14 protein-coding genes are annotated in these 24,067 nt (G+C 52.2%); 2 read left to right on the top strand and 12 right to left on the bottom strand.

What is annotated here, in order from left to right:
- Positions 1-40: 40 nt before the first annotated feature.
- On the top strand, positions 41-3,973 hold the full coding sequence (locus QMG93_RS11800) for an Ig-like domain-containing protein (protein WP_281936600.1): 3,933 nt from the start codon (positions 41-43) through the stop codon (positions 3,971-3,973).
- 77 nt (positions 3,974-4,050) lie between these two features.
- Here QMG93_RS11800 and QMG93_RS11805 read toward each other — a convergent pair whose 3' ends face one another.
- The 4 genes from QMG93_RS11805 to QMG93_RS11820 all read right to left on the bottom strand — a co-directional run bounded on the left by QMG93_RS11805 (position 4,051) and on the right by QMG93_RS11820 (position 8,834).
- Positions 4,051-5,946 (bottom strand): PrkA family serine protein kinase, encoded by a 1,896-nt coding sequence (locus tag QMG93_RS11805; protein WP_281936601.1) that lies wholly within the window; start codon positions 5,944-5,946, stop codon positions 4,051-4,053.
- A 355-nt stretch (positions 5,947-6,301) separates the two neighbouring features.
- On the bottom strand, positions 6,302-6,865 hold the full coding sequence (locus tag QMG93_RS11810) for an RNA polymerase sigma factor (RefSeq protein ID WP_281936603.1): 564 nt from the start codon (positions 6,863-6,865) through the stop codon (positions 6,302-6,304).
- A gap of 177 nt (positions 6,866-7,042) precedes the next feature.
- Positions 7,043-8,149, bottom strand: coding sequence for a sensor histidine kinase (locus tag QMG93_RS11815; RefSeq protein ID WP_281936605.1), 1,107 nt, complete (start codon positions 8,147-8,149; stop codon positions 7,043-7,045).
- On the bottom strand, positions 8,139-8,834 hold the full coding sequence (locus tag QMG93_RS11820; protein ID WP_281936607.1) for a response regulator transcription factor: 696 nt from the start codon (positions 8,832-8,834) through the stop codon (positions 8,139-8,141). Before QMG93_RS11820 ends, QMG93_RS11815 begins: the two co-directional genes overlap by 11 nt.
- A gap of 354 nt (positions 8,835-9,188) precedes the next feature.
- Here QMG93_RS11820 and QMG93_RS11825 point away from each other — a divergent pair, with 354 nt between their 5' ends.
- Positions 9,189-9,827, top strand: coding sequence for a HutD family protein (locus QMG93_RS11825; protein WP_281936609.1), 639 nt, complete (start codon positions 9,189-9,191; stop codon positions 9,825-9,827).
- A 47-nt stretch (positions 9,828-9,874) separates the two neighbouring features.
- On the opposite strand, the gene QMG93_RS11830 is transcribed toward QMG93_RS11825, so the two are convergent.
- The 8 genes from QMG93_RS11830 to QMG93_RS11865 form a co-directional block, all read right to left on the bottom strand.
- Positions 9,875-10,954: a lactonase family protein gene (locus QMG93_RS11830; RefSeq protein WP_281936611.1), complete on the bottom strand. Its 1,080-nt coding sequence runs from the start codon at positions 10,952-10,954 to the stop codon at positions 9,875-9,877.
- 188 nt (positions 10,955-11,142) lie between these two features.
- Positions 11,143-11,820 (bottom strand): deoxyribose-phosphate aldolase, encoded by a 678-nt coding sequence (gene deoC, locus QMG93_RS11835; RefSeq protein ID WP_281936612.1) that lies wholly within the window; start codon positions 11,818-11,820, stop codon positions 11,143-11,145.
- Positions 11,821-11,862: 42 nt separating this feature from the next.
- Positions 11,863-13,164, bottom strand: coding sequence for a pyrimidine-nucleoside phosphorylase (locus QMG93_RS11840; protein ID WP_281936614.1), 1,302 nt, complete (start codon positions 13,162-13,164; stop codon positions 11,863-11,865).
- A gap of 39 nt (positions 13,165-13,203) precedes the next feature.
- Complete coding sequence (locus tag QMG93_RS11845) at positions 13,204-14,397, bottom strand: NupC/NupG family nucleoside CNT transporter (protein ID WP_281936616.1); 1,194 nt, start codon at positions 14,395-14,397, stop codon at positions 13,204-13,206.
- A 477-nt stretch (positions 14,398-14,874) separates the two neighbouring features.
- Positions 14,875-15,819, bottom strand: coding sequence for a sugar-binding transcriptional regulator (locus QMG93_RS11850; RefSeq protein WP_010496337.1), 945 nt, complete (start codon positions 15,817-15,819; stop codon positions 14,875-14,877).
- 212 nt (positions 15,820-16,031) lie between these two features.
- Entirely contained in the window at positions 16,032-19,709 is a 3,678-nt protein-coding gene (locus QMG93_RS11855; protein ID WP_281936620.1) for a carboxypeptidase regulatory-like domain-containing protein, read from the bottom strand.
- 22 nt (positions 19,710-19,731) lie between these two features.
- Positions 19,732-21,150, bottom strand: a complete 1,419-nt coding sequence (locus tag QMG93_RS11860) for a glycosyltransferase (protein WP_281936622.1) — start codon at positions 21,148-21,150, stop codon at positions 19,732-19,734.
- A gap of 102 nt (positions 21,151-21,252) precedes the next feature.
- Positions 21,253-24,006, bottom strand: a complete 2,754-nt coding sequence (locus tag QMG93_RS11865) for a hypothetical protein (protein ID WP_281936624.1) — start codon at positions 24,004-24,006, stop codon at positions 21,253-21,255.
- Between the last annotated feature and the right edge of the window lie 61 nt (positions 24,007-24,067).

Raw genomic sequence — 24,067 nt, forward strand, 5'->3', positions numbered from 1 at the left:
GCCATCTATAACCCAAGACACCGTTAAAGGAGCGAACACGATGTTAACCCGATTTGTAAGAAAAAGCGGTAAACTGCTGGCGCTGATCAGTGCTGCCGTCATGCTGATGACAGCCGTTCTCGTACCGGCCGCAGACCAGTCGGCATTAGCCGCAAGCTCGTCATCTGCGGGAAGCTTCCAGCTTGCCGTTCTTCCTGACACGCAAATGTATGCCCGCTACAAAAAAGAAATTTTCTTGTCGCAAACCGAGTGGATCGCAAAAAATCAGTTCAACGAACGCATTGCATTCACAGCCCACGTCGGAGATATCGTAGACAGAAGAAATCAAGATTACGAATGGCAGGCTGCCGACGAGGCGATGAAATGGCTCGACAAATACCACGTTCCTTACGGCTATGTGGCCGGAAATCACGATATTAACGAATCGCAATGGGATGACCAGCGCAATAACAGCGCCGAGAAATTTATGCGGTATTTCAATCCGGCGACCCGCATGTCTGGCAGCCCAGGCTTCGGTGGCGTGTCCCCGAGCGGATATTGCTCCTACTACACCTTTGAAGCGGCCGGCAAAAAATTTCTCGCTCTCTTCCTGGACTGGCGTACCTCCGATGCGTCCATTCAGTGGGCGCAGCAAGTCATTGACGCTCACCCGGATCTCCCCGTCATTTTGATCACTCACCAGCTTCTGAACATTGCCGAGGACGGAAAAACGGCCTTCATTACGGCAGAGCACGGCCAAGGCTTGTGGGACAAGCTGATTAAGAAGAACGATCAAATTTTCCTGACGGTGAACGGACATCACCACGGGGCCGCCCATATGGTGAAACCGAACGAAAACGGGAAAGACGTGCTCATGATGGTCGTGGATTACCAAGGCGGCTACATGGGCGGCAACGGTTGGATGCGGATGCTCAATATCGATTTGAAAGGCAACCAAATCAAAGCTTACTCCTTCTCTCCCTGGGTGATGAACATCCCCGAAGATGAGCGAGACGAATTCGATATGGAACGTTTGACCGACGCAAACAACGAATTTACCGTATCTATGAACTTCGAGCAGCGATTCGGCTCCTTCTGGGGATCGCAAAATAAAGTTCCGATCGCCAAAAATGCCGATTTCGATACGTTCCAGGACAAACCGGTCAGCAGCAAGCTGAAAGGGACCGATGCCGATTTCGATACGCTCAATTACCGCATCGGCAGTCAGGGGTCCAAAGGTATGGCGACGATTACCGATCCGGTATCCGGCGCCTTCACCTACACTCCGAATGCGGGTCAAACCGGAACGGATACGTTTACTTATGTGGTCAATGACGGGAAAGCCGACTCCCCTCCCGGGACGGTATCCGTTCGTATCAAAAATCCTGGCGAAACGAATCAAGGCACGGTCGCCCATTGGCGTATGGAGAGCGATCAGGCAGTCGAGGGACAGCCACTCCCTGACGGCATCACGGTCGTGAAAGATCTGTCAGGCAATCATAACGATCTGTACCGTCATAATGTCGGAAACAGTGCGTCGGGAGACTTGGTCTGGTCCTCGGATGCTCCGTTCAAAAGTCAAAGCAAGGCTAGCATTCGCCTGTTCGGCGATAAATCTCAAGGCAAAGCTTCCTATCTGAAAACCGCCGATCAGGCGGCCATCAATAACATGACGTTCGAGCAAGGCTACACCATCGAAGCATTCGTCAAGCTGGCTCCCGACTTCGATAAGGACAAGCATGGCTGGATGGGGATTCTGGCCCGCGACGAAACCGGAGCCAACGCCGGCAAAACAGGCGGCGACCCCGCCGAGCCGACGGCCTCGCTGGCAATTTCCACATTGAAAGAGATGCAGTGGGCCGTTTACCCGCAGAATATCAACGATACGGTGACCAACTGGTCGGGCGAGCTGTTCTTCAAGTGGTACCATGTTGCCGTGGTCAACGACGGTCAGACGACGAAAATGTACATCGACGGTGCTCCCGTGCTGCGCAACCCGGACGGCAATCCGGTAGGAATTGCGGCGGCAGGCAAGCCGTGGACTATCGGCTCCGGTCACTATGATAATGTGCACGAGCTTTCCTTTAACGGCTGGATCAGCGAGATTCGCATCACGGACCACGCTTTGAAAAGCAGCGAGTTTCTCATGGTGCAAAATCAGACACCGGTCGCAGAAAACGCGTCCATAAGCGCCGATCAGGATAAGACTGCCTCAGGGAACATGAAAGCTACCGATCCGGACGGAGACAAGCTGACCTACAGCATCGTTAACAGGGCGGCCAAAGGGATAGTCACCGTTACGGACGAGGTTTACGGCGCATTTACGTATACGCCGAATCCGGGCGCAACTGGCACCGACTCTTTTACGTTTAAAGCCAGCGACGGTAAAGCCATGTCCAACGAAGCGACCGTAACCGTCAACATCCGGACGAATCACGCGCCGAAAGCAGAAAACGCGATGTATACCGTCATTGCAAACGGACAGCTAAGCGGTAAACTGGCTGCTGCGGATGCGGACAGTCAAGACACGCTGACCTATTCGATCGTTAGCCAGCCGGCCAAAGGCACGCTCACACTTGAAAACGCCGTTCTCGGAACGTTTACGTATAAACCGAATCCGGCGGCGGCAGGCATCGATTCCTTCGTTTTCCGGGCGCACGACGGTAAAACGAACTCAAACGATGCGCTCGTCGTTATCGACATCGAGAAGCAGACCGACGGCAGCGGCAACCGTAAACCGGTCGCAGAATACATGACATTCAAGACGAATGAAAGCTTGCCGCTTCAAGGAAAGCTGATGGCCGCCGATCCGGACGGCGATCCGCTCTTTTACCGTATCGTGAAGCAGGGGGCTAAGGGAACGGCGGCGATAACCGATTCCGTATACGGAGCTTTTACTTACACTCCAAATCCGAAGCAATCCGGAAGCGACATGTTCACGTATGAAGTCAGCGACGGCAAGGGCGGCACAGATGAAGCTGCCGTCGTCATCGAAATTAAGCCTAATCAATCACCGAAGGCAGACAACGTTACTTACACCACAAGCCAAGGCGTTGCGTTAAACGGCGAATTCAAAGCAACCGACGCCGATCAAGACCGGCTTACGTATTCGATTGCCAAAGAAGCGGACAAGGGAACCGTAACTGTTACGGATGCGACTTACGGCAAATTTACGTACAAGCCGAAGCCAGGTCAAACAGGGACCGACGTGTTCCACTATAAAGTAACCGACGGCTTGGCCGAAGCTTCGGCCACCGTCACGATTACGATCACGGAGCCTGACTCGGACAGCGGCTCCTCTCCGTCTCCGGGCACTGGCAGCGGAACGAACACAGGAAGCGGCAGTACTGGCGGAGGCGGTGGTGCTCCGGGAACGAAGCCGAGTACGGACAAGCCGTCCGATGAAGTAAAGCCGGATAAAGGCGCTGGCACGAATACGGGGAACAACAACGGTTCCGTTCCTGCCGTAACGTTCAAAGACATGAACGCCCATTGGGCGATTGAGGCGGTCGGTAAACTGAGCACGATAAAGCTGTTCGACGGTTTTCCCGACGGCTCCTTCAAGCCGGAGCAAGCCATGACCCGGGCGGAATTCATTACCGTCATCGTGCGGGCTTTGAAATTAAACGCGAACTCGCAGGCGGCATTCTCGGACACCGGCAGCCATTGGGCCGGCCAAGCGATTGCAGCCGCCGTCGCCAAGGGTATCGTCGACGGATTCGGGGACCAATTCAAGCCGGACCAGCCGATTACGCGAGAGCAAATGGCCGTTATTCTGGTGCGTGCCTTCGGACTAAATGCTAACGGAACCGAAGCAAAGCTTTCGGATAGCGCGGCTATCTCCGAGTGGGCCCAATCGGCCGTTTCGACTTTAATAAATCAAAAGCTCATTCAAGGATACAATGACGGCTCCTTCCAACCGAAGCGTGCCGCCACAAGGGCGGAAGTCGCCACGATGCTGCTGCGTCTGCTTGAATTCAAAGCACAGCCATAAAAGAAAATGATCGCCCCTCCATTGACCTCAACGGCGGAAGGGCGATCTTTTCTTCATTTGTTACCTCAGGCAATCAATCACCGATTCAATAAGCTGCCGACATAGCGCAGCAGCTCATTGGCCGAAGCGGTCGTATAGCCGTGCTCCTCGACAAGACGCTTGATGACCTCATTGATTCGTTTCAGTTGGTTCTCATCCGGGGTTTTCGTCGAAGTCGTAATTTTGACGATGTCCTTCAGATCGGCGAACAGCTTCTTCTCGATCGCTTCGCGAAGCCGCTCGTGGCTGCTGTAGTCGAACCGCTTTCCTTTGCGCGAATAGGAGGACATCCGGATCAATATCTCCTCGCGGAACGCTTTCTTCGCATTTTCCGAAATGCCGATCTGCTCTTCGATCGAACGCATGAGCCTCTCGTCCGGGTCCATCTCTTCGCCGGTTAGCGGGTCCTTGATTTTGGTCCAGTTGCAGTATGCCTCGATATTGTCAAGGTAGTTGTTGAACAACGTCTTCGCCGATTCGTCGAACGAGTAGACGAACGCTTTTTGCACCTCTTTCTTGGCTAGCTCGTCATACTCCTTGCGCGCGATAGAGATGAAGTTCAAGTACCGCTCCCGTTCCTCCTTCGTGATGGACGGGTGCTGGTCCAGACCGTCCTTGAGGGCCCGCAGCACATCCAGCGCATTGATAAATTCCAGACCTTGCCGGATCAGCGCGCTGGAAATCCGGTTGATGACATAGCGGGGATCGATTCCGCTCATGCCTTCCTCCAAATATTCGCTCTGCATCTCCTTCAAATCCGCTTCCTTATACCCTTCCACCTCTTCGCCGTCGTACATGCGCATTTTTTTGACGAGATCCATTCCCTGCTTCTTGGATTCCTTCAACCGGGTTAGAATCGAGAAAATCGCCGCGGCCCTCAGCGAGTGAGGCGCGATATGCACATGCTTCATGTCGCTTTGCTTGATCAGCTTGGCGTAAATTTTCTCTTCGTCCGACACCTTCAAATTGTAAGGAATTGGCATAACGATCATCCGCGATTGGAGTGCCTCGTTCTTTTTATTGGCAATAAACGATTTATATTCGGATTCGTTCGTATGGGCGATAATGAGCTCGTCTGCCGAAATCAAAGCGAACCGTCCGGCTTTAAAGTTGCCTTCCTGCGTGAGGGAAAGCAGGTTCCACAAAAACTTCTCATCGCATTTCAGCATTTCCTGAAACTCCATCAAGCCCCGGTTGGCCTTATTCAACTCTCCGTCGAAACGGTAAGCCCGCGGATCGGATTCCGAGCCGTACTCGGTAATCGTGGAGAAATCGATGCTCCCCGTCAGGTCGGCGATATCCTGCGATTTCGGATCGGACGGACTGAACGTCCCGATGCCTACGCGGCTATCTTCAGACAACAGTACGCGCTCCACCGGCACGTCTTCGATATGTCCCCCATAATCATCCCGCAGCCGGATTTGGCAGGAGGGGCACAGGTTGCCCTCGATCCTCACGCCGAATTCCTGCTCAACCTCGCTTCTCAGCTCATGCGGAATTAAGTGCAAAGGCTCTTCGTGCATCGGGCAGCCTTTGATCGCATATACAGCGCCTTGATCCGTGCGCGAGAACTGCTCAAGCCCGCGCTTGAGCATCGTGACAATGGTCGACTTCCCGCCGCTGACCGGCCCCATCAATAGCAAGATCCGCTTGCGAACGTCCAACCGGCGCGCCGCCGAATGGAAATATTCTTCCACCAGCTTCTCAATTGCAGAATCGAGCCCGAAAATCTCTTTTTCGAAAAAGTTATACTTTCGACGTCCATTTTCTTCCAGTATGCCGTGGGAGGCAATCATTTCGTACACCCGTGCATGCGCCGTCATAGCCAAATGCGGATGCTGGCGGAGCAACTCGATGTACTCGGCGAAGGTTCCGGTCCAGGCCAGCCTTTCGGTTTCCGTGCGAAAGTCGGCGATTTTCTTGAATATATTCATGATCTTACCTCCTACGAGTTTTGCTTTAGCAAAACTGGCTTCGAAAGGATACGCTTATAGGTTTTGCGCTAAGCAAAACCGGCTTCGAAAGGATACGCGCTTCGAAACGATGCGTAACGCCGATAGCCGCCGCTTCCGGGTTTCGGCCCCGGCTTCTTCTTCGGATTTGAAGTGTAATAAATACCTATGCAGAAAGCAAAAGGAAGTTGACCGAAAATTTCTGGCAAAATCGGAAAAGAAGCCGTAGGCTTGTCCAGACGGAAATAACGAAAGGAATGGCGAAACGAAGGAAACTTTTAAGCGCGGCGGGGGCGCATACCGGGGGTGCTGGAAGATCCGGCAAGCCGGGGAACCGTTATGGGCGCCCCTCGACTTGAAGGCGCCGGACGGCTTCTTTCCGCGCACGATGCAGTCTTGTTTTGATCGTCGTGAGCGGGAGCTTTAAATAGGAGGCGATTTCGCCGGGCTTCAGTTCGTATTTGGCCTTAAGCAGCAGCACATCCCGAAACGGCAGAGGCATCTCCAAAATTTTCCCGAACATTTCGCGGCTGTCCTCACGCCTCAAAAACTCCTCCTCCGCGGATGTATGGGCCTTCTCCGTCTCGATCCTGTCCATAACCGTAACTTTGCGAAAATAGGAGCTCCTCCGATAATCGAACACGGTATTGCGGGTGATCGTGAGCAGCCATGCCCGGACGGAGCCGTCGCCCCGAAACGAAGCAATTCGGCGGTAAGCCTTCAAAAACACATCCTGGGTAATATCGTCGGCCACATCGTGTTTACGTGTTAATCCGTAGGCATAGCTCCATACCTCGCGGCGGTGCTGTTCCATCCATGATCTAAAAAGAGCCTCATCCTTGGAGGACGGGCGATTTTCCAAGTTACGACAATTGCTGGTTTTCTCTAATTGTTGCGGCATCTCTATCCAAGCCTCCTCCGACAAACGAGCGCTTCCGGAGCGCTTTTTTTCTTTATTATGAACTCCATTACTTAACGAGGAACTAAGAAAAGTTAACGAAATTCTTAAGATTTTCTATATAAAGACGAAAAAAACGCGCCTCCCCCTGCAGGTTCGACACGTTTCATATACATTTTCTTAAGAATTGGCCTTCTCTCCCATGATATTCAGGCGCACCGTAAAGACGGTCCGCTCCTCGTCGCTGGATGCGGCAATGGTTCCTCCGTGCAGCTCGACGATACTTTTGGCGATGGCCAAGCCGATGCCGGAACCCCCGGTATGCGTCGCGCGGGATTTCTCCACACGGTAAAACCGTTCGAAAATATGAGGCAAATCGGTTTGCGGGATCGTTTCGCCGTAATTGATGATCTGGATCACCGCTTCGTCCCCTTCCTTGAAGCCCAGCACCTCAAGATATTTCCCTTCGCTGCCATACTTGATTGCATTGGAGATCAAATTCTCGAATACCCGCCGGAGCTTGTTGCCCTCAGCCATGACCAGCAGCTGCGGCTCGAAGAAGGTCATATGCTGATCGATCCCGGCCTCCTGAAGCTGCAGCCGGAACTGGGCGAAAAGCTGACGCATCATTTCAACCAGATTGATCGGAGCCTTCTGGATCGTCGCCCCCGTAATATTGCTTAAGCGGGTATATTCGAACAGATCCTGAATTAATTGAAACAGCCGCTGCGATTCCTCGTACGCCATGTTGACATAATAACGCAGCTCCACTTCGTCCCGGTAACGGTCCTGCTCGATGAGACCGAGATAGCCGGTAATCGAGGTGAGCGGAGTCCGCAGATCGTGGGATACGTTCGTAATCAGTTCGTTCTTGGTGGACTCGGCCCGCCGTTCCTCGTCAATCGATGTTTTGAGCCGCTCGACGACCTGGTTGATGTTTCCGGCCAGTTGGCCCAGCTCGCCGATGGACTGCACAGGCACCTTATGATCGAAGTCGCCGTCGGCGATCCTCTGTACGTCCTCGATAATAAGGATCAGGTATCTGTGGTAGCGGGCGTCTTTTTCCCGTTTGAAAAAATATATGGCCGACAGCATAAACAAAGGCAGCGCCGTAAGATAGTAAATATCGGGGTAACCGATATAATAATTAATCCAAATAAAGAGCGAATTTAAAGACAGCTTGGAAAAATAAATCGACTTGGCGATCGTCGAAATGACTGCCAGCACGACCGCGGTTGTTAATACGCTCCAGAAGAGCGGCACCGCAACTCTCCAGTTAGTTCTCAATTTTGTACCCTACCCCCCACACCGTGTGAATCAGCTTTTCTCCCGCCATTTCCTTCTCCAGTTTCTCGCGCAGCCGGCTGATATGCACCGTGACAGAGTTGTTCGTCTCAAAATATTTTTCTTTCCAGATCAGCTCGAAAATTTCCTCCGACCCGAAAACCCGCCCCGGGTGGCTGGCAAGCAAAAATAAAATGCCAAATTCGATCGGCGTCAGCTTGATCGGACGATCGTCGATCGTGACGGCATGGTTGCGCTTATCGATTTGCATCGATTTGATTTTGATGATCCCTTCCGCATCCGGCTGAGCCGTCTGCGCGCTGAAATACGACCGCCGCAGCAGCGACTTGACCCGCGCCACCAGCTCCAGCGGGTTGAAGGGCTTGCCCATGTAATCGTCGGCCCCCGTCATCAGGCCTAAAATTTTGTCCATATCCTCGTCCTTGGCGCTCAGCATCAGGATCGGCGTCGTCTTGTCCTCCCGGATTTTGCGGCAAACCTCCATTCCGTCCAATTCGGGCATCATCACGTCCAAAATGACCAGATGGACGGTTTCCTCCGCGATCCGTCTTATGGCGTCGATTCCGTTATGCTCCTTAAGAACCTCGTAGCCTTCGTTTTTCAAGTAAATTTCAAGCAAATTCGCGATTTTATGATCGTCGTCGACGATGAGGATGCGTTTGTTCATAGCAAGTCTACCTTCCTTAACCGGTTAGTTTAACGGCAGATTACCACGTTCCGGGAAGGAAATCAACGACTTGGCTTTCCTCGATGCCGTACGGCCATATAGTGTCTTCCTTTCTCATGCTGCGGACATATCGCTTCTCCTCCCATCTTTGGCGGCAACAACCCGATCGTTCCGTCATGGCAAACGTATTCCATGGCACAGCGCGCTTCCTTACTTTACCGCCTGTTCGTTAACCGAAAGCTAAGCAAAGCTTACAAAAAGGTTACGCTTCCTTGCTAAAATCTAACAATACCGGACAAGCCTTGATTCCTGAATCGTCCCGTTGTATGTTCATCTTAAGAACATGAAAGCGATGTGATCGATTCGATGGGCTTTTCCGTCAAAATCATTCGGCAAGAGGATCAAAAAACGGCGAGCTGGTCGGGAGGAGCCACGACGCAAATGGCGATCTATCCGGAGGACGCGTCGTATGAGCAGCGGAATTTCGACTGGCGAATTAGCAGGGCGGCGATTCATGCGGAGGAGTCCGTCTTCACGAGTTTGCCCGGTTATCGGAGATTGCTGATGGCAACGCATGGCGAATTTGTACTGGAGCACGAACAGCGGCATACGGCCATGTTGAAGCCTTTTGATCAAGACAGCTTTGACGGGGCTTGGACGACCCGGTGCCGGGGAAAGGGGAACGACCTCAACGTGATGCTGGGCCCCGGTTACTCGGCCGAAATGCTGCCTGTTCTGATCCGCGATACTTACAGAGAGGATGTGCAGCAGCGTCTGCGTCTGGGGGCGGCCGCGGATACGGTGAGCTACGAATGCATACATCCGGTTGACGGGGATATGGAATTTTCATCGGGCGACGATTTGTCGGTTGTGCTGCGCCAAGGGGACCTGCTCATTTATAAAATCAACGGAAGGCCGGAGAAGCCGTTAGAGTTCCGCTATACGAAGGCGGGGGCTCCGGTTCATGTGGTGCGCATCACCATCCGCGGGTAAGATGAAAAACGACGGGGTCCCTGATAAACAGGGACCTCCGCCATAAATTAACCCATTGCTGCAAACTTGATGCACACGGGCTTGGACACATCGAGTCTATTCCCTGTAGGCGATAGCTTTCCGGTAGCCTCGTCCCGCGCGAACGTCACGATTTGATTCGAATCCCGGTTGGCTACGAGCAGGAAGCGTCCGTCCGGCGAGAGCGCGAAGTTCCGCGGATGTCCTCCAAGCGTCGAGGCATGCTCGATCAGCGTGAGTTTCCCGGTCGACGAATCGATGGCATACACCGCGATGCTATCATGTCCGCGATTGGAGCCGTACAGAAATTTGCCGTCCGGCGAGATGTGAATATCGGCGCACGCACTATCCCCTTCATAAGAAGCGGGCAGCGTCGAAACGGTTTGGATTTCGCTGAGCTTACCGTTCTCCTGATCGTAGGAGAATGCCGTGATCGTTGAGCTCAGCTCGTTGATGACATAGCCGTAAGGCAGCGACGGATGAAAAACAAAATGCCGCGGTCCCGAACCGGGCGCTACCCGAACTTCGTCATGAGGAAGCAGTTGCCCGGCGGCGAGGTCGAATTTGTAAGTAAAAACGCGATCCAGCCCCAGATCGCAGACGACGGCGTAGCGGTTGGAACGGTCGACGAATACGGAATGCGCACGCGCCTGATTTTGCACGGGCAGGACGCTGGAGCCTTCGTGCCGGCGGATGTCCGCGGTCTTGCCGATGCGTCCGTCCTCCAGCAGCGGAGACAGCCCGATCATGCCGCCGTGGTAGCTTGCGACCATGATGTATGTATGGGTGCGGTCCAAAGTAATGTGACACGTAGTCGCCGGCACCGTCAGTTCCTGTCCGAGCAGCGACAGCTTGCCGGTACCGGGATCGAATCCGTAAGCCGCGGCAGCCCCGCAGCGCTTGCCTTCGGCATCGGTTCCCTCCGTTATCGCATATAGCTTCAAGCCCTCAGCATTCACATCCAGAAACGTCGGATTTTGCAGCCCGGCCGTTTGATCGGTCAGCTCAAGACTTCCGGTATCGGGATCGAACCTGCAGGCGTACAAGCCCGAATCGGCCGCCTCCGCATACGATCCCAAAAAAGCGAAGATCTTCTTCTTGCTCTCCATCCAAACACCTCTCTATCTCATTCATGTCCTATAGGCATTATCGCAAATCCGTCGGCCTCAGGCAACCGGGACGCTTCGCGTGTATTTTCTGGCCGCATGGTGAAGAGGACCTCCCGAAAGGGAAGGTCCTTGGAGTCTAAATAAATGTCGTCGTGGACGTTTTTGAGGCACGCTTCGTTGAATTTCAATTAGTACGCGCTGTTCGACTGCTCGCCTTTGACGATCGATACGCCGGAGCTGGAGCCGATCCGGGTAGCCCCCGCTTCGATCATCGCTTTAACATCCTCCAGGCTGCGCACGCCGCCGGACGCTTTCACTCCGATGTCCGGGCCAACCGTTTTGCGCATCAGCGCGATATCCTCTGCCGTAGCTCCGCCAGTCGAAAAGCCCGTCGACGTTTTCACGAAATCTGCGCCAGCCTTCACCGCCAAACGGCATGCCCGCACCTTTTCTTCGTCGGTCAAGAGGCAGGTTTCGATGATGACCTTCGTCAGCGCCTTGCCTTTAGCCGCTTCGACGACGGCCCGGATGTCCTGTTCCACCAGATCGTCCTGCTTGTCCTTGAGCGCTCCGATATTGATTACCATGTCAACTTCCGTCGCTCCGGCAGCGATAGCTTCCCGGACTTCGAACGCCTTCACTTCCGGCATGGTCGCTCCCAGCGGAAACCCGATGACCGTACACACCTTCACGTCGGGCGTGTCCTTCAGCACTTCATAAGCTGTCTTCACTTGTGCCGGATTGACGCACACCGAGGCGAAACGGTACTGCTTCGCTTCCTCCGCCAACCGGATCACCGCCTCACGGCTGGCATCGGCTTTTAATAAGGTATGGTCGATTAATCGGGCGATTTCGTTGTTTGTCATCTGCTTACTCCTCCGTTCGTTTTTCAACCCTCGAAACTAAGCTTAATGAATTTCCGCGTGCACCAGAACCGGACGTTCCACTTTGCCGGAGGCGATGGTGTACGATTCGTAGATGCTCTCAATCACGTCATCCACCGTTTCGCGATTGCTGTGAATGGTAACAAGCGTATCCCCGGGCTTCACTTCGTCGCCGATTTTTTTGTGCAGCATCAGGCCAACGCTCAGATCGATCTCGGATTCCTTCGTTGCGCGTCCCGCGCCCAAGATCATCGCCGCGGTGCCGATGCTGTCGGCAACGATCTCCGAGACATAGCCCGCTTCCTTCGCCTTCACCTCGATACGGTATGCGGCAGCCGGCAGCTTGGACGGGTCGTCTACGATCGACGCGTCTCCGCCCTGCGCGGCAATGAATGCTTTAAACGTCTCCAAGGCCCGGCCGCTGGAAATCGCTTCCTCCAGCTTGCTCCGCGCTTCGCTCACGCTAGAAGCCTGCTTTGCCAAATATACCATATGACTGCCGAGCGTCAAGCATAGTTCGTGCAAATCTTCGGGACCTTCCCCGCGCAGCGTATCGATCGCTTCCTTCACTTCGAGCGCATTGCCGATCGCAAAGCCGAGCGGCTGATTCATATCGGAAATGACTGCCATCGTGTTGCGTCCCACGTTGTTGCCGATGTCCACCATGGCCTTCGCAAGCTCCTTGGCGCTGTCCAAATCTTTCATGAACGCACCGGCGCCTACTTTGACATCCAGTACGATAGCATCCGAACCGGAGGCGATCTTTTTACTCATAATCGAGCTGGCCATCAGCGGGATCGAATTGACCGTCCCGGTCACATCGCGAAGCGCGTAAATCTTTTTGTCCGCCGGGGTCAGGTTTCCGGTCGGCCCAGTCACCGCAACTTTCACTTCGTTCACTTGCTTGATAAACTGTTCGCTGCTGATTTCAGCCTGGAATCCCGGAATCGCTTCGAACTTGTCCACCGTTCCCCCGGTATGGCCGAGTCCGCGCCCGGACAGCTTCGCTACGGGAACTCCGACTGCGGCAACGAGCGGCGCAAGAACGATCGTCGTCGTATCGCCGACGCCCCCGGTGCTGTGCTTGTCCACTTTGACGCCTTCGATAGCGGACAGATCGATCGTATCTCCCGACGCCACCATCGCCATCGTCATATTCGCCGTCTCCATCGGAGTCATGCCGCGGAAGAAGGCCGCCATCAGAAACGAGGACATCTGGTAGTCTGGGATCGTTCCGTTCGTATAGCCTTGCACGATGAAATCAATTTCCGTCTTGCTAAGCTTGTGACCGTCACGCTTGCGGGCAATCAAATCAACCATTCTCATGTTTCTCGTCTCCCCGTGTTTAGTATAGTAATCGATGTTTTATAGGAACAGCCCGATGAGCGTGGCCGACAAAATCGAGGCCAGCGTCGAGCCGAGCAGCAGCTTCAAACCGAACTGTGCGGCCTCGTCTCCCCGTTTGTCGTTCAGCGCTTTCACCGCGCCGGTAATAATGCCGATAGAGCTGAAGTTCGCAAAGCTGACCAGGAATACCGAGACGATTCCGACCGTACGGGGCGACAATCCCGAAGCGATGTCTTTGAAGCTGAGCATCGCAACGAATTCGTTGGTCACAAGCTTCGTTGCCATGATGCCTCCCGCCGGTACGGCTTCGCTCCATGGAATGCCCATCAGGAACGCGACCGGTGCGAAAATATAGCCCAGTACCGATTGGAACGAAATGTGGAAGATCAGCTCGAATACGTAGTTGATCATATTCATCAAAGCGATAAAACCGATCAGCATCGCGCCCACGATAATCGCCACTTTGAAGCCGTCCATAATGCTTTCGCTGATCATCTGGAAGAACGATTCCTTCGGCCCATGCTCCTCATCGGCTACTACCGTCGCTTTTTCTTCCTCCGGATCAAGCTTGTACGGGTTAATAATGTTGGCGACAATCAGCGCCGAAAAAATGTTCAGCACGATGGCGACCACGACGTACTTCGGTTCAAGCATCGTCATATATGCTCCCACGATCGAGATACTGACCGCGCTCATCGCCGATGTGCAAAGTGTGTACAATCGCTGCTTCGTGACCTGGTTGAGCTGCTTCTTCGTTGTCAGAAACACTTCCGATTGACCAAGCAGCGCGGCGGAAACCGCCACATAGTTTTCCAGCCGGCCCATGCCGTTCAATTTGCTAAGCGCCAGCCCTACATATTTGATGACGAACGGCAGCACCTTCACATAGTTCAGAATGCCGATCAGAATCGAGATAAAGATGATCGGCAGCAGCACATTGATAAAAAAGGTCGAAGCGCCCTGATTTTCCAAGCCGCCGAATACGAAGTTGACGCCGCCTACCCCGAATTCCATCAGCTTGCTGAACAATCGGGAGACGAACGTGATCAGCTCCAGACCGATCTTCGTATTCAATATGATAAAGCTCAGCACAATTTGCGTAACGAGCATAGCCAGAATCGGTCTGCTGCGGATTCCTTTCCGGTTGTTGCTGAACAAATATCCCACCGCAAACACCAGCAGCAATCCGGCTACTACAAATAAAAATTTCATCGGAATTCCTCCAGCCTCGTCTAATTTGGCACTTTAAAGAGAAATCAATTGTTGAGTGAAAGCGCTAGCAACGAATGCAAAAAAGCTTCAACATCGGACACTAAGATTAAACAACGGGTCTGTACGATGCTGTCATTTTAGCATTTCCTTTGCCATCAAGTTTTTATGTGCTTTAAATAGGATGTTGTTTCGAAGCGGCTTCGTTACAATTTAACTATAACAAGCGTTTGAACAAATGTAAATATATTATTGAACTTTTGTTCTTTCTAACAAAGCAATTTTGAACAAACTGTGGAATAACTTGCGTTTCCTATTGTTAGCTTTCTTGATTCCGGTTTCAAAGCTCCTAATTTTCCGATCATTTGTATGGTTCATCATTCACATTCGTTCTTGAATTAGGCAAAAAAGAAACCATCCAAGCTTGCGCCCGGATGGTTCCTTACCCCTTTAGCGGGATGCCGAATCTGATCAATTGCGTTATCCTTCTTGCTCCAATAATATTTTGGCCGTGTACTGATCCGTTACCAGCACATTCGCGTACTGTGCTTTCAATGCGCCGCGGATGCCTTCGACCTTTTTCAAACCGCCTGCGATGAGAATGGACTGGTCTTTTGTCTTGAGCTCGTGCAGCTCAATCCCGATCGTGCGTGCATTCAGCGTCTCATTGCAAATAGCACCGTTTTTATCGAAGAACCGGGAAGCAATATCCCCTACCGCATGATCGGCGATCAGCTGCATATCCTGCTCCGTGAAATAGCCGAGCTGGAACAGCAGCGAATCCGTCCGAGGCACACCAACCGTGAACAAAGCAATGTTCGCCTGCTTCCCCATGTCAAGCAGCTTCCGGATGTGGCGGTCCGCCTCAATCGCCTGTTTCACCACGACGTGGTCGACGATGGCCGGCAGCGGCAGCTGATAAGGCGTCGCATCGAACGCCATCCCGAACAAATGAAGCGTTTCCGAGGCATATGTCTTCTTCTCGGAATGGCTGACGCCACCCTTCAGCTGGACGATTCGGACGTCCTTCAGCGCTTTGTGCTCCAGATGCGTCGCCACCTGATAGATGGTCGTCCCCCAAATGGTACCGATAATGTCGCCGTCCTGAACGATTTCCCTCAAGTAGTCCGCCGTTAGCTTGCCCAAATACTGCTTGATCACATGATCCTCGAACAACGGGATGGACGCGACCAGCGCCCGCTTCAGCCCGAACTTCTCTTCCAACTGCTCGCTCAAGATTTTGCGGTCCTCGGTCGGGTCCGAAATGCGAATCTCGACAATTCCTTCCTCTTTCGCCTGCTGCAGCAGACGGGAGACGGTCGGCCGGGAAACCTCCAGCTTGTTAGCAATATCCTGTTGGCTGTAATCCAGCAAATAGTAAAGCTTGGCGGCCTCGATCATTTTTTTTAGCTTCTCTTGTTCCATAAAGCCCCCGATCTCCATCCCTGAACACTTTACCATGTATTGTTACACAAATGTCCGACGTACTGCAAGCGTTTTAGCTCAAAACTGCGGTATGAGTTCAAAATCACAAAAACGGCAAGCAACAAGGTTGATCGATCATTCTCGGTAAAAAACGTCCCTATCTCCAAGTTAGGGACGCTTTACCGATAAACGTGATTAAATCTCAATACACATTAGTTAGTGAATTTTACGTATTGCAAGAATCGCTTAAGCACCGCTGCGACTTGAGCTCGCGTCGAATCCAAAGAAGGCTCGAACGTCGTGTCGGTCATTCCTTCAATGATCCCCGTTCGAACGACTTGTTCAACGGAAGCAGCTGACCACTCGCTAATGGCTTCGCGGTCCTTGAATTTGTTTATCTGCATGTCAGCTTCGTTGGAGAACGAATCGCTTCCCGCTGCCTTAAGCGCTCTGTTGATCATGACAGCCATCTGTTCGCGGGTTATGCTGCCCTTCGGTTCGAACGCCCCGTTCTCGAATCCGTTCACAAGACCCGCTTTTACTGCAGCACCGACCGAGCCGGCGTACCAATCTTTTGACTGAATGTCATTAAAGGTCGCATAGCCTGGATCTTCCAGCAGGCCTAGCGAACGGACAAGCAGCGAAGTAAATTCCGCGCGCGTTATTTTTTTATCGGGCTCGTAGAGCTTGTCGGTCATACCCTTTACAATAAACTTCGACGCCAGCCGCTGGATGTCCGATTCCGCCCAGTGTCCGACAATGTCATCAAAGGTATGATGTGCCGTAACTACGGTATAAATGCTATTATGAGTCGAAAAAATTTTAACTGTAGAACCATTCTCTCCTTTTTCGATATAGGAAGGAATAAAGGTTGCTTCATGGGTAACCGGATCAATCGTAACGGCTGTAACATGATCCCAATTGGGATCGGTGCCGGGAACAATTACTTTACGCTCCACATAAACAGCCCCGAAATTCACTAGCTCCTGCGATAAACCGTTGCTGCCTTCGGCCGTAATTTTGAAATCCAGAGGATTGGGAAGCAACGCGCTGGTCAGTTGATTTGTCTTGATAATCTTCCCGTTCATATTTGATGGCAGCTTCTCGATAGCCACGGTAATTTTGATGTTTTGCATCGTTGTCAAGGACTGGGTCCAAGTACGTAATACGTGAACCGGCAGCTTGTATTCCATCGCATCTGTGCGTAACGTGATCAAGGCGCCGGCTTGAACTTTGTCCGGATTTTGGAATGACTCCGCCGGAAGCTCGACTTTAGTCAAATCGTCGGCATGATCGATTTGAACGATGACCGAGTTGGCCGTTTGCAAAGCTGCGGCTAATTTGTCCTTGTCTATTGATATTTTACTTACCGTTTGTCCAAAGCTATTGGTCTCTTTGGCAACAATTCCGTCTTTGCCGGAATACAAAACGACTTCTGCCGCGTTCGGTTTCGGCGATGGTTGCGACCCGCCTGCAGATCCGGCGGTACCTTGGCCAGAGCTTGACGTCCCACTATCCGATGAATTACCGCTTGGGGTATAAAGCGTCATATCGTTAACTACGATCTTGTCTGCCATTGCCGTTACGAGAGTTTCAACAGAAACGAATCCGGCCGACTCCGCTTTGAAGACGTAAGTTCCGGCAGGCAACGTGATGGAAAAGGCCCCGTCCTGCCCTGTTTGTATTTTCTCAAGCAGCAAGCCGTCTGCAGAATCGTAGACTTTAACCCATGCTTGTGCTGCAGAGTTAGACCCGTTCGTAATTCTCCCCGCCACAACACCGTTTGATTGCAATGATGCTTGGACGAATGCATCCTTTTCCTTGCTGACGGCTACGTTTTTCGTGATACTACCCAAATTGCTTTTTTCCGCTGTCAACGTATAAGTTCCGGCAGGAACAAACAAGACAAACGTGCCGTCGCCGTTTGTTTTTGTATAATTGGAATGAGCTTCATTACTCGCACGGACGATGACCCCACCCAGTGGTGTTTTGCCGTCGGCAGCGAAGATGGTGCCACCAATTTTCCCGGCTTGCGTTGTCAAATTCTGATGTAACGTTTGTTCTGCGGCAACGGTAATCGCTGTCGGTGTATGATTACCGTCAAAAGATTTACTATCAAGGGTATATTGGCCGACTGGAAGCATCAAGGAAAAGAAACCTGTATCCGCGTGAGTGGCGATACGATCGACAGGCGTTCCAGTCTGATCGAGTACGATAGCCGAAGCTCCACCTACGTTTGTTTTGCCATTGGATATATACCCATTGAATATGCCGGCCGCGCCTAATACAGGATTTACCGCAACGCTTGAGCCTCGGGAGACGCTAATATTTTTGTTTAGCGCCACTTTATGGTAATGCATTGTTTTTAATGTATAGCTTCCGGGCGGAACCTTTAGCGAGTACGTCCCGTCTTCCTTCGATGTCGTGAAAGAATAAGAGCTGCCGTCTTGAGACAGAGCAACAATTGTCGCATATCGTATCATCGTTCCGTCTGCTTCGGTCACTTTACCGTTGATTTCCGTCGGATTTATCGTCGGATCATACGTGCTTATCTGTCCTTCCAAAATGCTCAAGTTCTCTCTTACCGCTATCGAATCTCCCGCAGCCGCAGTAATCCGATAATTTCCTACAGGCAACATAGTCTCATAGCTGCCATCATGAAGCGGTGCCAGCTTATCAACAACTTGCCCGTTTTTATCTTGCACAGTGATTGAAATGTCCTCAAAGCTTGCCTGCGGTCGGCTATTGGGATAAGATATTTTGCCCGATAGCGTACCGGCATTTCCCAACGTAATCGCTACAGACTCATTTTTGCCGGGTGCAAGAGTTACGGGCTGACTAACCCCAGCGTACGCCCCAGCGCTAGCTTTGACAATATAAGTCCCAGGTGGTAATGAAAATGCATAAGTACCGTTGGGAGACGAAGGTTCGACATCTGGAGCATAGGCGTTGCCGAGCAAATCGAAAACGCGAACACGACCGGTTGCATCAGTTGGCGCATTGGCCAGACTCACCTTAAAACCGGAATTCATAATCGTCAGATTCACTGTCGTTGGGCCGGGCACAATGGTCGCTTCAGCACTAGCTTGTGTGCCTTTTTCATTTTCTGCGGCTGCAACGATGGTTATTCGGCCTGTAGGAACTGCAAGTGTATAAAGACCGTTCTCATCTGCCCGTGTTTCGTTCAAAATCATTCCCTGCTGATTAAGGGCTTTTACTTTGAACTTTGTTTTTAATCCGGATGTGGATTGAACCGTACCGCTGACTTTGCCGGCCGGGTTAAGATTGATCGTAAGAGGAGACTTGGACGAGTCCGTAGTAAGGCCCGATACGGAACCGTAATACGGTTCGCCTTGAGATGAATATGCCGCTACGGTATAAGAGCCTTCATTGATCGGGACCGCAAATGCTTCGTCCGGCGAAACGGAAGCCTCATTATACATAAAGCCTGTATTCTCGTCGATCAGTCTCACTTTTGCTCCGGAAGGCAGCGGACCGTTGGAGCCGCTTATCGCGACAACACCGCTAATCAGCAGTGTATTCAACGAAAAGTTAGCATTCTTGGTTTGATCCGAACCAACAGTAACGGAACTGTTGGAACCCTCGGTTTCGTAAATGGCTTCAATCGTATACGTTCCAGGCACAACGTTCAGACGGTAATTGCCGTCTGGCTTGGTGGTATCCTGCGCAACCGTTTGGCCGCGGCTATCCAAAGCAACCACGGCTGCATTCGGTATGGGCTTCCCGCTACGGTCCGTCACACCCCCGGTTACAGTCCCCTTGGCTGCACTGCTATTCGGCGCTGTATCGGCAAAAGCCGAAACGGGTAAAGCAGTCGCCAGGGACAAAATCAGGAGCACTTGAATAACGATCCTCTTACTCAAAAACATGAATGCTCGCCTCCGTCTGTTTTCATCTTTGCTGGTTGTATTGATCAAGCAATCTTCGCTGTAGATCAAAGAAGGCCAGTTTGTTGGACAGGACCGTAATTTGGGGATGTCTTTGCCTCACTTTTTTTAACAGGAACCCGGCTTCTGCTATTTTCCCGGAGTGAACCAATAAATCAGCCTTTAATACATCAGCTTTCCATGCAAGAATATCGCGGTCCGCAGTCACAGTCCCCCGGTAAGTTCCAAAGCCTTCAACAGCTGCTCCTATGTGTCCTTCGGCCTCTTGAAGCAACAACCGGGCTTTTCTCATCTGCATTTCCGCGAGCGCGTAACGGGCATCGGGAAAGTCAGGGTGGAGCTTCAACGCCTTACGGCAGCATTCTTCGGCCTGCTCCCATTCGTTGCGCGATGCCAGTATTCGGGTCATCATCATATAAACTTCTGGCATTCGGCCAAATTTGGGATTGGTCCGGGCATACTCCTCGGATTTTCTCAGATAGTCCAATGCGCTATCGTAATCTCCCAGGGACATCGTCTCTCTCCCCAAAAAATACCACCAGCCCGAGTTTTCAGGCTCTTCTTGGGTCATCAGACGAAGGAGATGAATATTGCGGTTAAACTTATCTTTATCCTCTTTAACAAAGGCTTCATAGCCGTCATGGAACACTCTGATCTTGGTCGGTTTATGCAGTACATTGGAAGTAAATATTCCTTCTTCCTGCGTAGCGATTTGTTCATGGATTCTTCCACTGTAATAAAGCCCCCGCCCTGCCGGGAATAAACGGGGTACGGAATAATCGCATACCTCCGTACCATTTACTTGGTTGATCAATCCGACATGAAGCACCGGGATAATATGACCTAAACCAGAGTAAAGTGCCGCCGCCGTTCGAATATTTTCCTGATCTTCGGGATGAAGCCACTCGTCCGCATCCAGCCAAAATACCCAATCGGAGGTGACATGGGCAAGCGCCTCATTGCGCAATTGCGAGAAGCTATCGTTCCATACCGTTTGATGAACTTTGACGGTTGGGTAATCCGTTAGGATCGATAACGTTTGATCTGTCGAACCGGAATCTACAACAACGATCTCGTCAAACACCCCGATGATGCTATCGAGGCAGCGCTTAATGCAGCGCTCCTCATTTTTGACAATAATAGCTGCCGATACGCTGACCGGTTTTGTTTGCAGCAAGTCGAAGATATCTTGCTCTAGCGCCCCTGCAGGGGTTTTCTGCAGTTCTTGATACGCCATTGGCATCCAAGTGGCTTCGGGGTCCAAAAGATGCGCCCTCTCAAACATAAGGCGTGCCATTTCACCGTTCTGTTGATGCAATAACGCCTCTCCCAATAGAACCCACCCTTGCCCGTCTATGGGAAATAAACGGACGTGCTCGATGGCATGGGCTTCCGCTTCTTGATATCGTTGTTGTTTTAACAAATGAGTTATCATCTCATGACGCGGATGCATAGAACCGACCTTTCTATTTCAAAAAATATCGGCCAACCGTCCGATTGGCCGATTTCGTTCATTATAAAAAGTTTAATGTTGAGCGTTTATCGTTACTGTGTTGGTTACATAACCGCTGTAACCATCCGTTGCGTGGATGACGATTTGGGTCGTTTCCTGAGCAGTCCCTGACAACAGCAGCAGCGATCCGCTTATCGAAGCGCTGAGCGTGTTCGACCACGGATACGTCGAGCCGTAAACATACGTCAATACGTCCTGATTCGCATCGATAAAGTAGTTCCGCAAGTCAATTTGCGTCAATCCGCCCGTTAAGGAAACGGCTGGCTGAGACAATGCTTGGGGAGCCATGTTTTGGCTGCTGCTCCCTATGCTCACCGTATTGGATACGTACGTGCCGTGTCCGTCTGTCGCATGCACGATTACATAACCCGGCTCTTGCGCCATCCCCGACAGTAACAGCATCGTTCCGCTTATCGAGGCGCTCAGCGTGCTCGACCACGGGTATTTCCAACCGTAGGAGAACGTTAGCTCGTCGTGATCTGCATCGTTAAAATAGTTTCTCAAGTCAACCTGCGTCAGTACACCGGACAATGAAACCGCAGGTTGCGACAATGCCTTAGGTGCAAAGTTTAAACTGAAGCTTTCTTCCGCTGATGCTCCGTGCGTATCTGTCGCTCTTACCCGGAACGTCGCCGGTGACGTCGGCGTGCCGCCTACATACAACATGTTGTTGGCGATGCTCGCCGACATTCCACTACCGGCCGACGGCGCTTCAGTTATCGCGTAGCTCAGTCCGTCCCCGTTAGCATCATAGAATATATTCCCTAACTGGATAGCGCTGGAGGCGAATGCCCCGCTGTTCGGGTCGTACGTGACCAGATTGTGGCTCGACCAGCTTTGCGGTGCGAAGTTCAACACTTCCGTCAAATCCGCATACAGCCCGCTCGGGTCTGTCGCCCGCACCGTAAACGAGTCGTTCTTCCGCGTCGGATTCCCGCTCAAATGTACGATGCTTCCGCTTACGATGCTCGCTGAAAACCCATCCGGCTGTCTCACAATTGAGTACGTCAACGGATCCGTATCCGTGAAGTACGCCCCTGCATCCGCATCGTTATTCACAAACCGCTGCCCCGTCGGGTCCCACGTTGTATACACGATGCCGCCGCTCGGCAGCACTTGCGGGATTCCACCAGTTTGTTGCACATTCACCGTATTGACTATAGACATGTAGTGTCCATCCGTAGCATAAACGATCACGTAGGATGGCTCCTGCGCTATCCCCGACAGCAGCAGCATCGTTCCGCTTATCGAGGCGCTCAGCGTGCTCGACCACGGATATGTCCTGCCGTAGTAGAACGTCATTTCGTCCTGATCTGCGTCGCTAAAATAGTTCCTCAGATCAACCTGCGTTAGCGCACCGGATAAAGAAACCGCCGGCTGGTGCAGCGCTTTGGGTGCAAAATTCAGGCCGAAGCTCCCTTCCGTAGATGCACCGTGTGTATCGGTCGCCTTCACCCGGAACGTTGCCGGTGACGTCGGCGTACCGCCCAGATACAGCATGCTGCCGCTGATGCTCGCCGTCATCCCGCTACTCACAGATGGCCCCTGAACCATCGAATAGTCCAGCCAGTCCCCGTTTGCATCATAAAATATACTTCCCAGATCGATTGCGCTGGTTACGAACGCACCTCTGTTCGGGTCAAATGTTACCAGATTGTGACTCGACCAGCTTTGCGGCGCAAAGTTTAGCACTTCCGTCAAATCCGCATATAGCCCGCTCGGGTCTGTCGCCCGCACCGTAAACGAGTCGTTCTTCCTCGTCGGATTTCCGCTCAAATGTACGATGCTTCCGCTTACGATGCTCGCTGAAAACCCATCCGGCTGTCTCACAATTGAGTACGTCAACGGATCCGTATCCGTGAAGTACGCCCCTGCATCCGCATCGTTATTCACAAACCGCTGCCCCGCCGGGTCCCATGTCGTGTACACCATACCGCCGCTCGGCAATACTTGCGGGACTCCGCCAGTTTGTTGCACATTTACCGTATTGACTATAGAGAAATAGTGTCCATCCGTAGCGTACACGATCACGTAAGAGGGCTCCTGCGCCATCCCCGACAGCAGCAGCATCGTTCCGCTTATCGAGGCACTCAGCGTGCTCGACCATGGATATGTCCTGCCGTAGTAGAACGTCATTTCGTCCTGATCTGCGTCGCTAAAATAGTTTCTCAGATCAACCTGTGTGAAAGTACCGGATAAAGAAACCGCCGGCTGGTGCAGCGCTTTGGGTGCAAAATTCAGCCCGAAGCTCCCTTCCGTAGATGCACCGTACGTATCGGTCGCCTTCACCCGGAACGTTGCCGGTGACGTCGGCGTACCGCCCAGATACAGCATCCTGCCGCTGATGCTCGCCGTCATCCCGCTGCTCACAGATGGCCCCTGAACCATCGAATAGTCCAGCCAGTCCCCGTTTGCATCATAAAATATACTTCCCAGATCGATGGCGCTGGTTACGAACGCACCTCTGTTCGGGTCAAATGTTACCAGATTGTGACTCAACCAGCTTTGCGGCGCAAAGTTTAGCACTTCCGTCAAATCCGCATACAGCCCGCTCGGGTCTGTCGCCCTCACCGTAAACGAATCGTTCTTCCGCGTCGGATTTCCGCTCAAATGTACGATGCTTCCGCTTATGATGCTTACTGAAAACCCTTCCGGCTGTCTCACAATTGAGTACGTCAACGGATCCGTATCCGTGAAGTATACTCCCGCGTCCGAATCGTTGTTCACAAAACGCTGCGCCGCCGGGTCCCACGTCGTATAGATCATACCACCACTGGGCAATACCAACGGAGGTCCAGACAAATCGCTCAATTTAATTTTATTTAGT

It is taken from the genome of Paenibacillus tyrphae (assembly GCF_027925525.1).
GTDB lineage: Bacteria > Bacillota > Bacilli > Paenibacillales > NBRC-103111 > Paenibacillus_G > Paenibacillus_G tyrfis_B.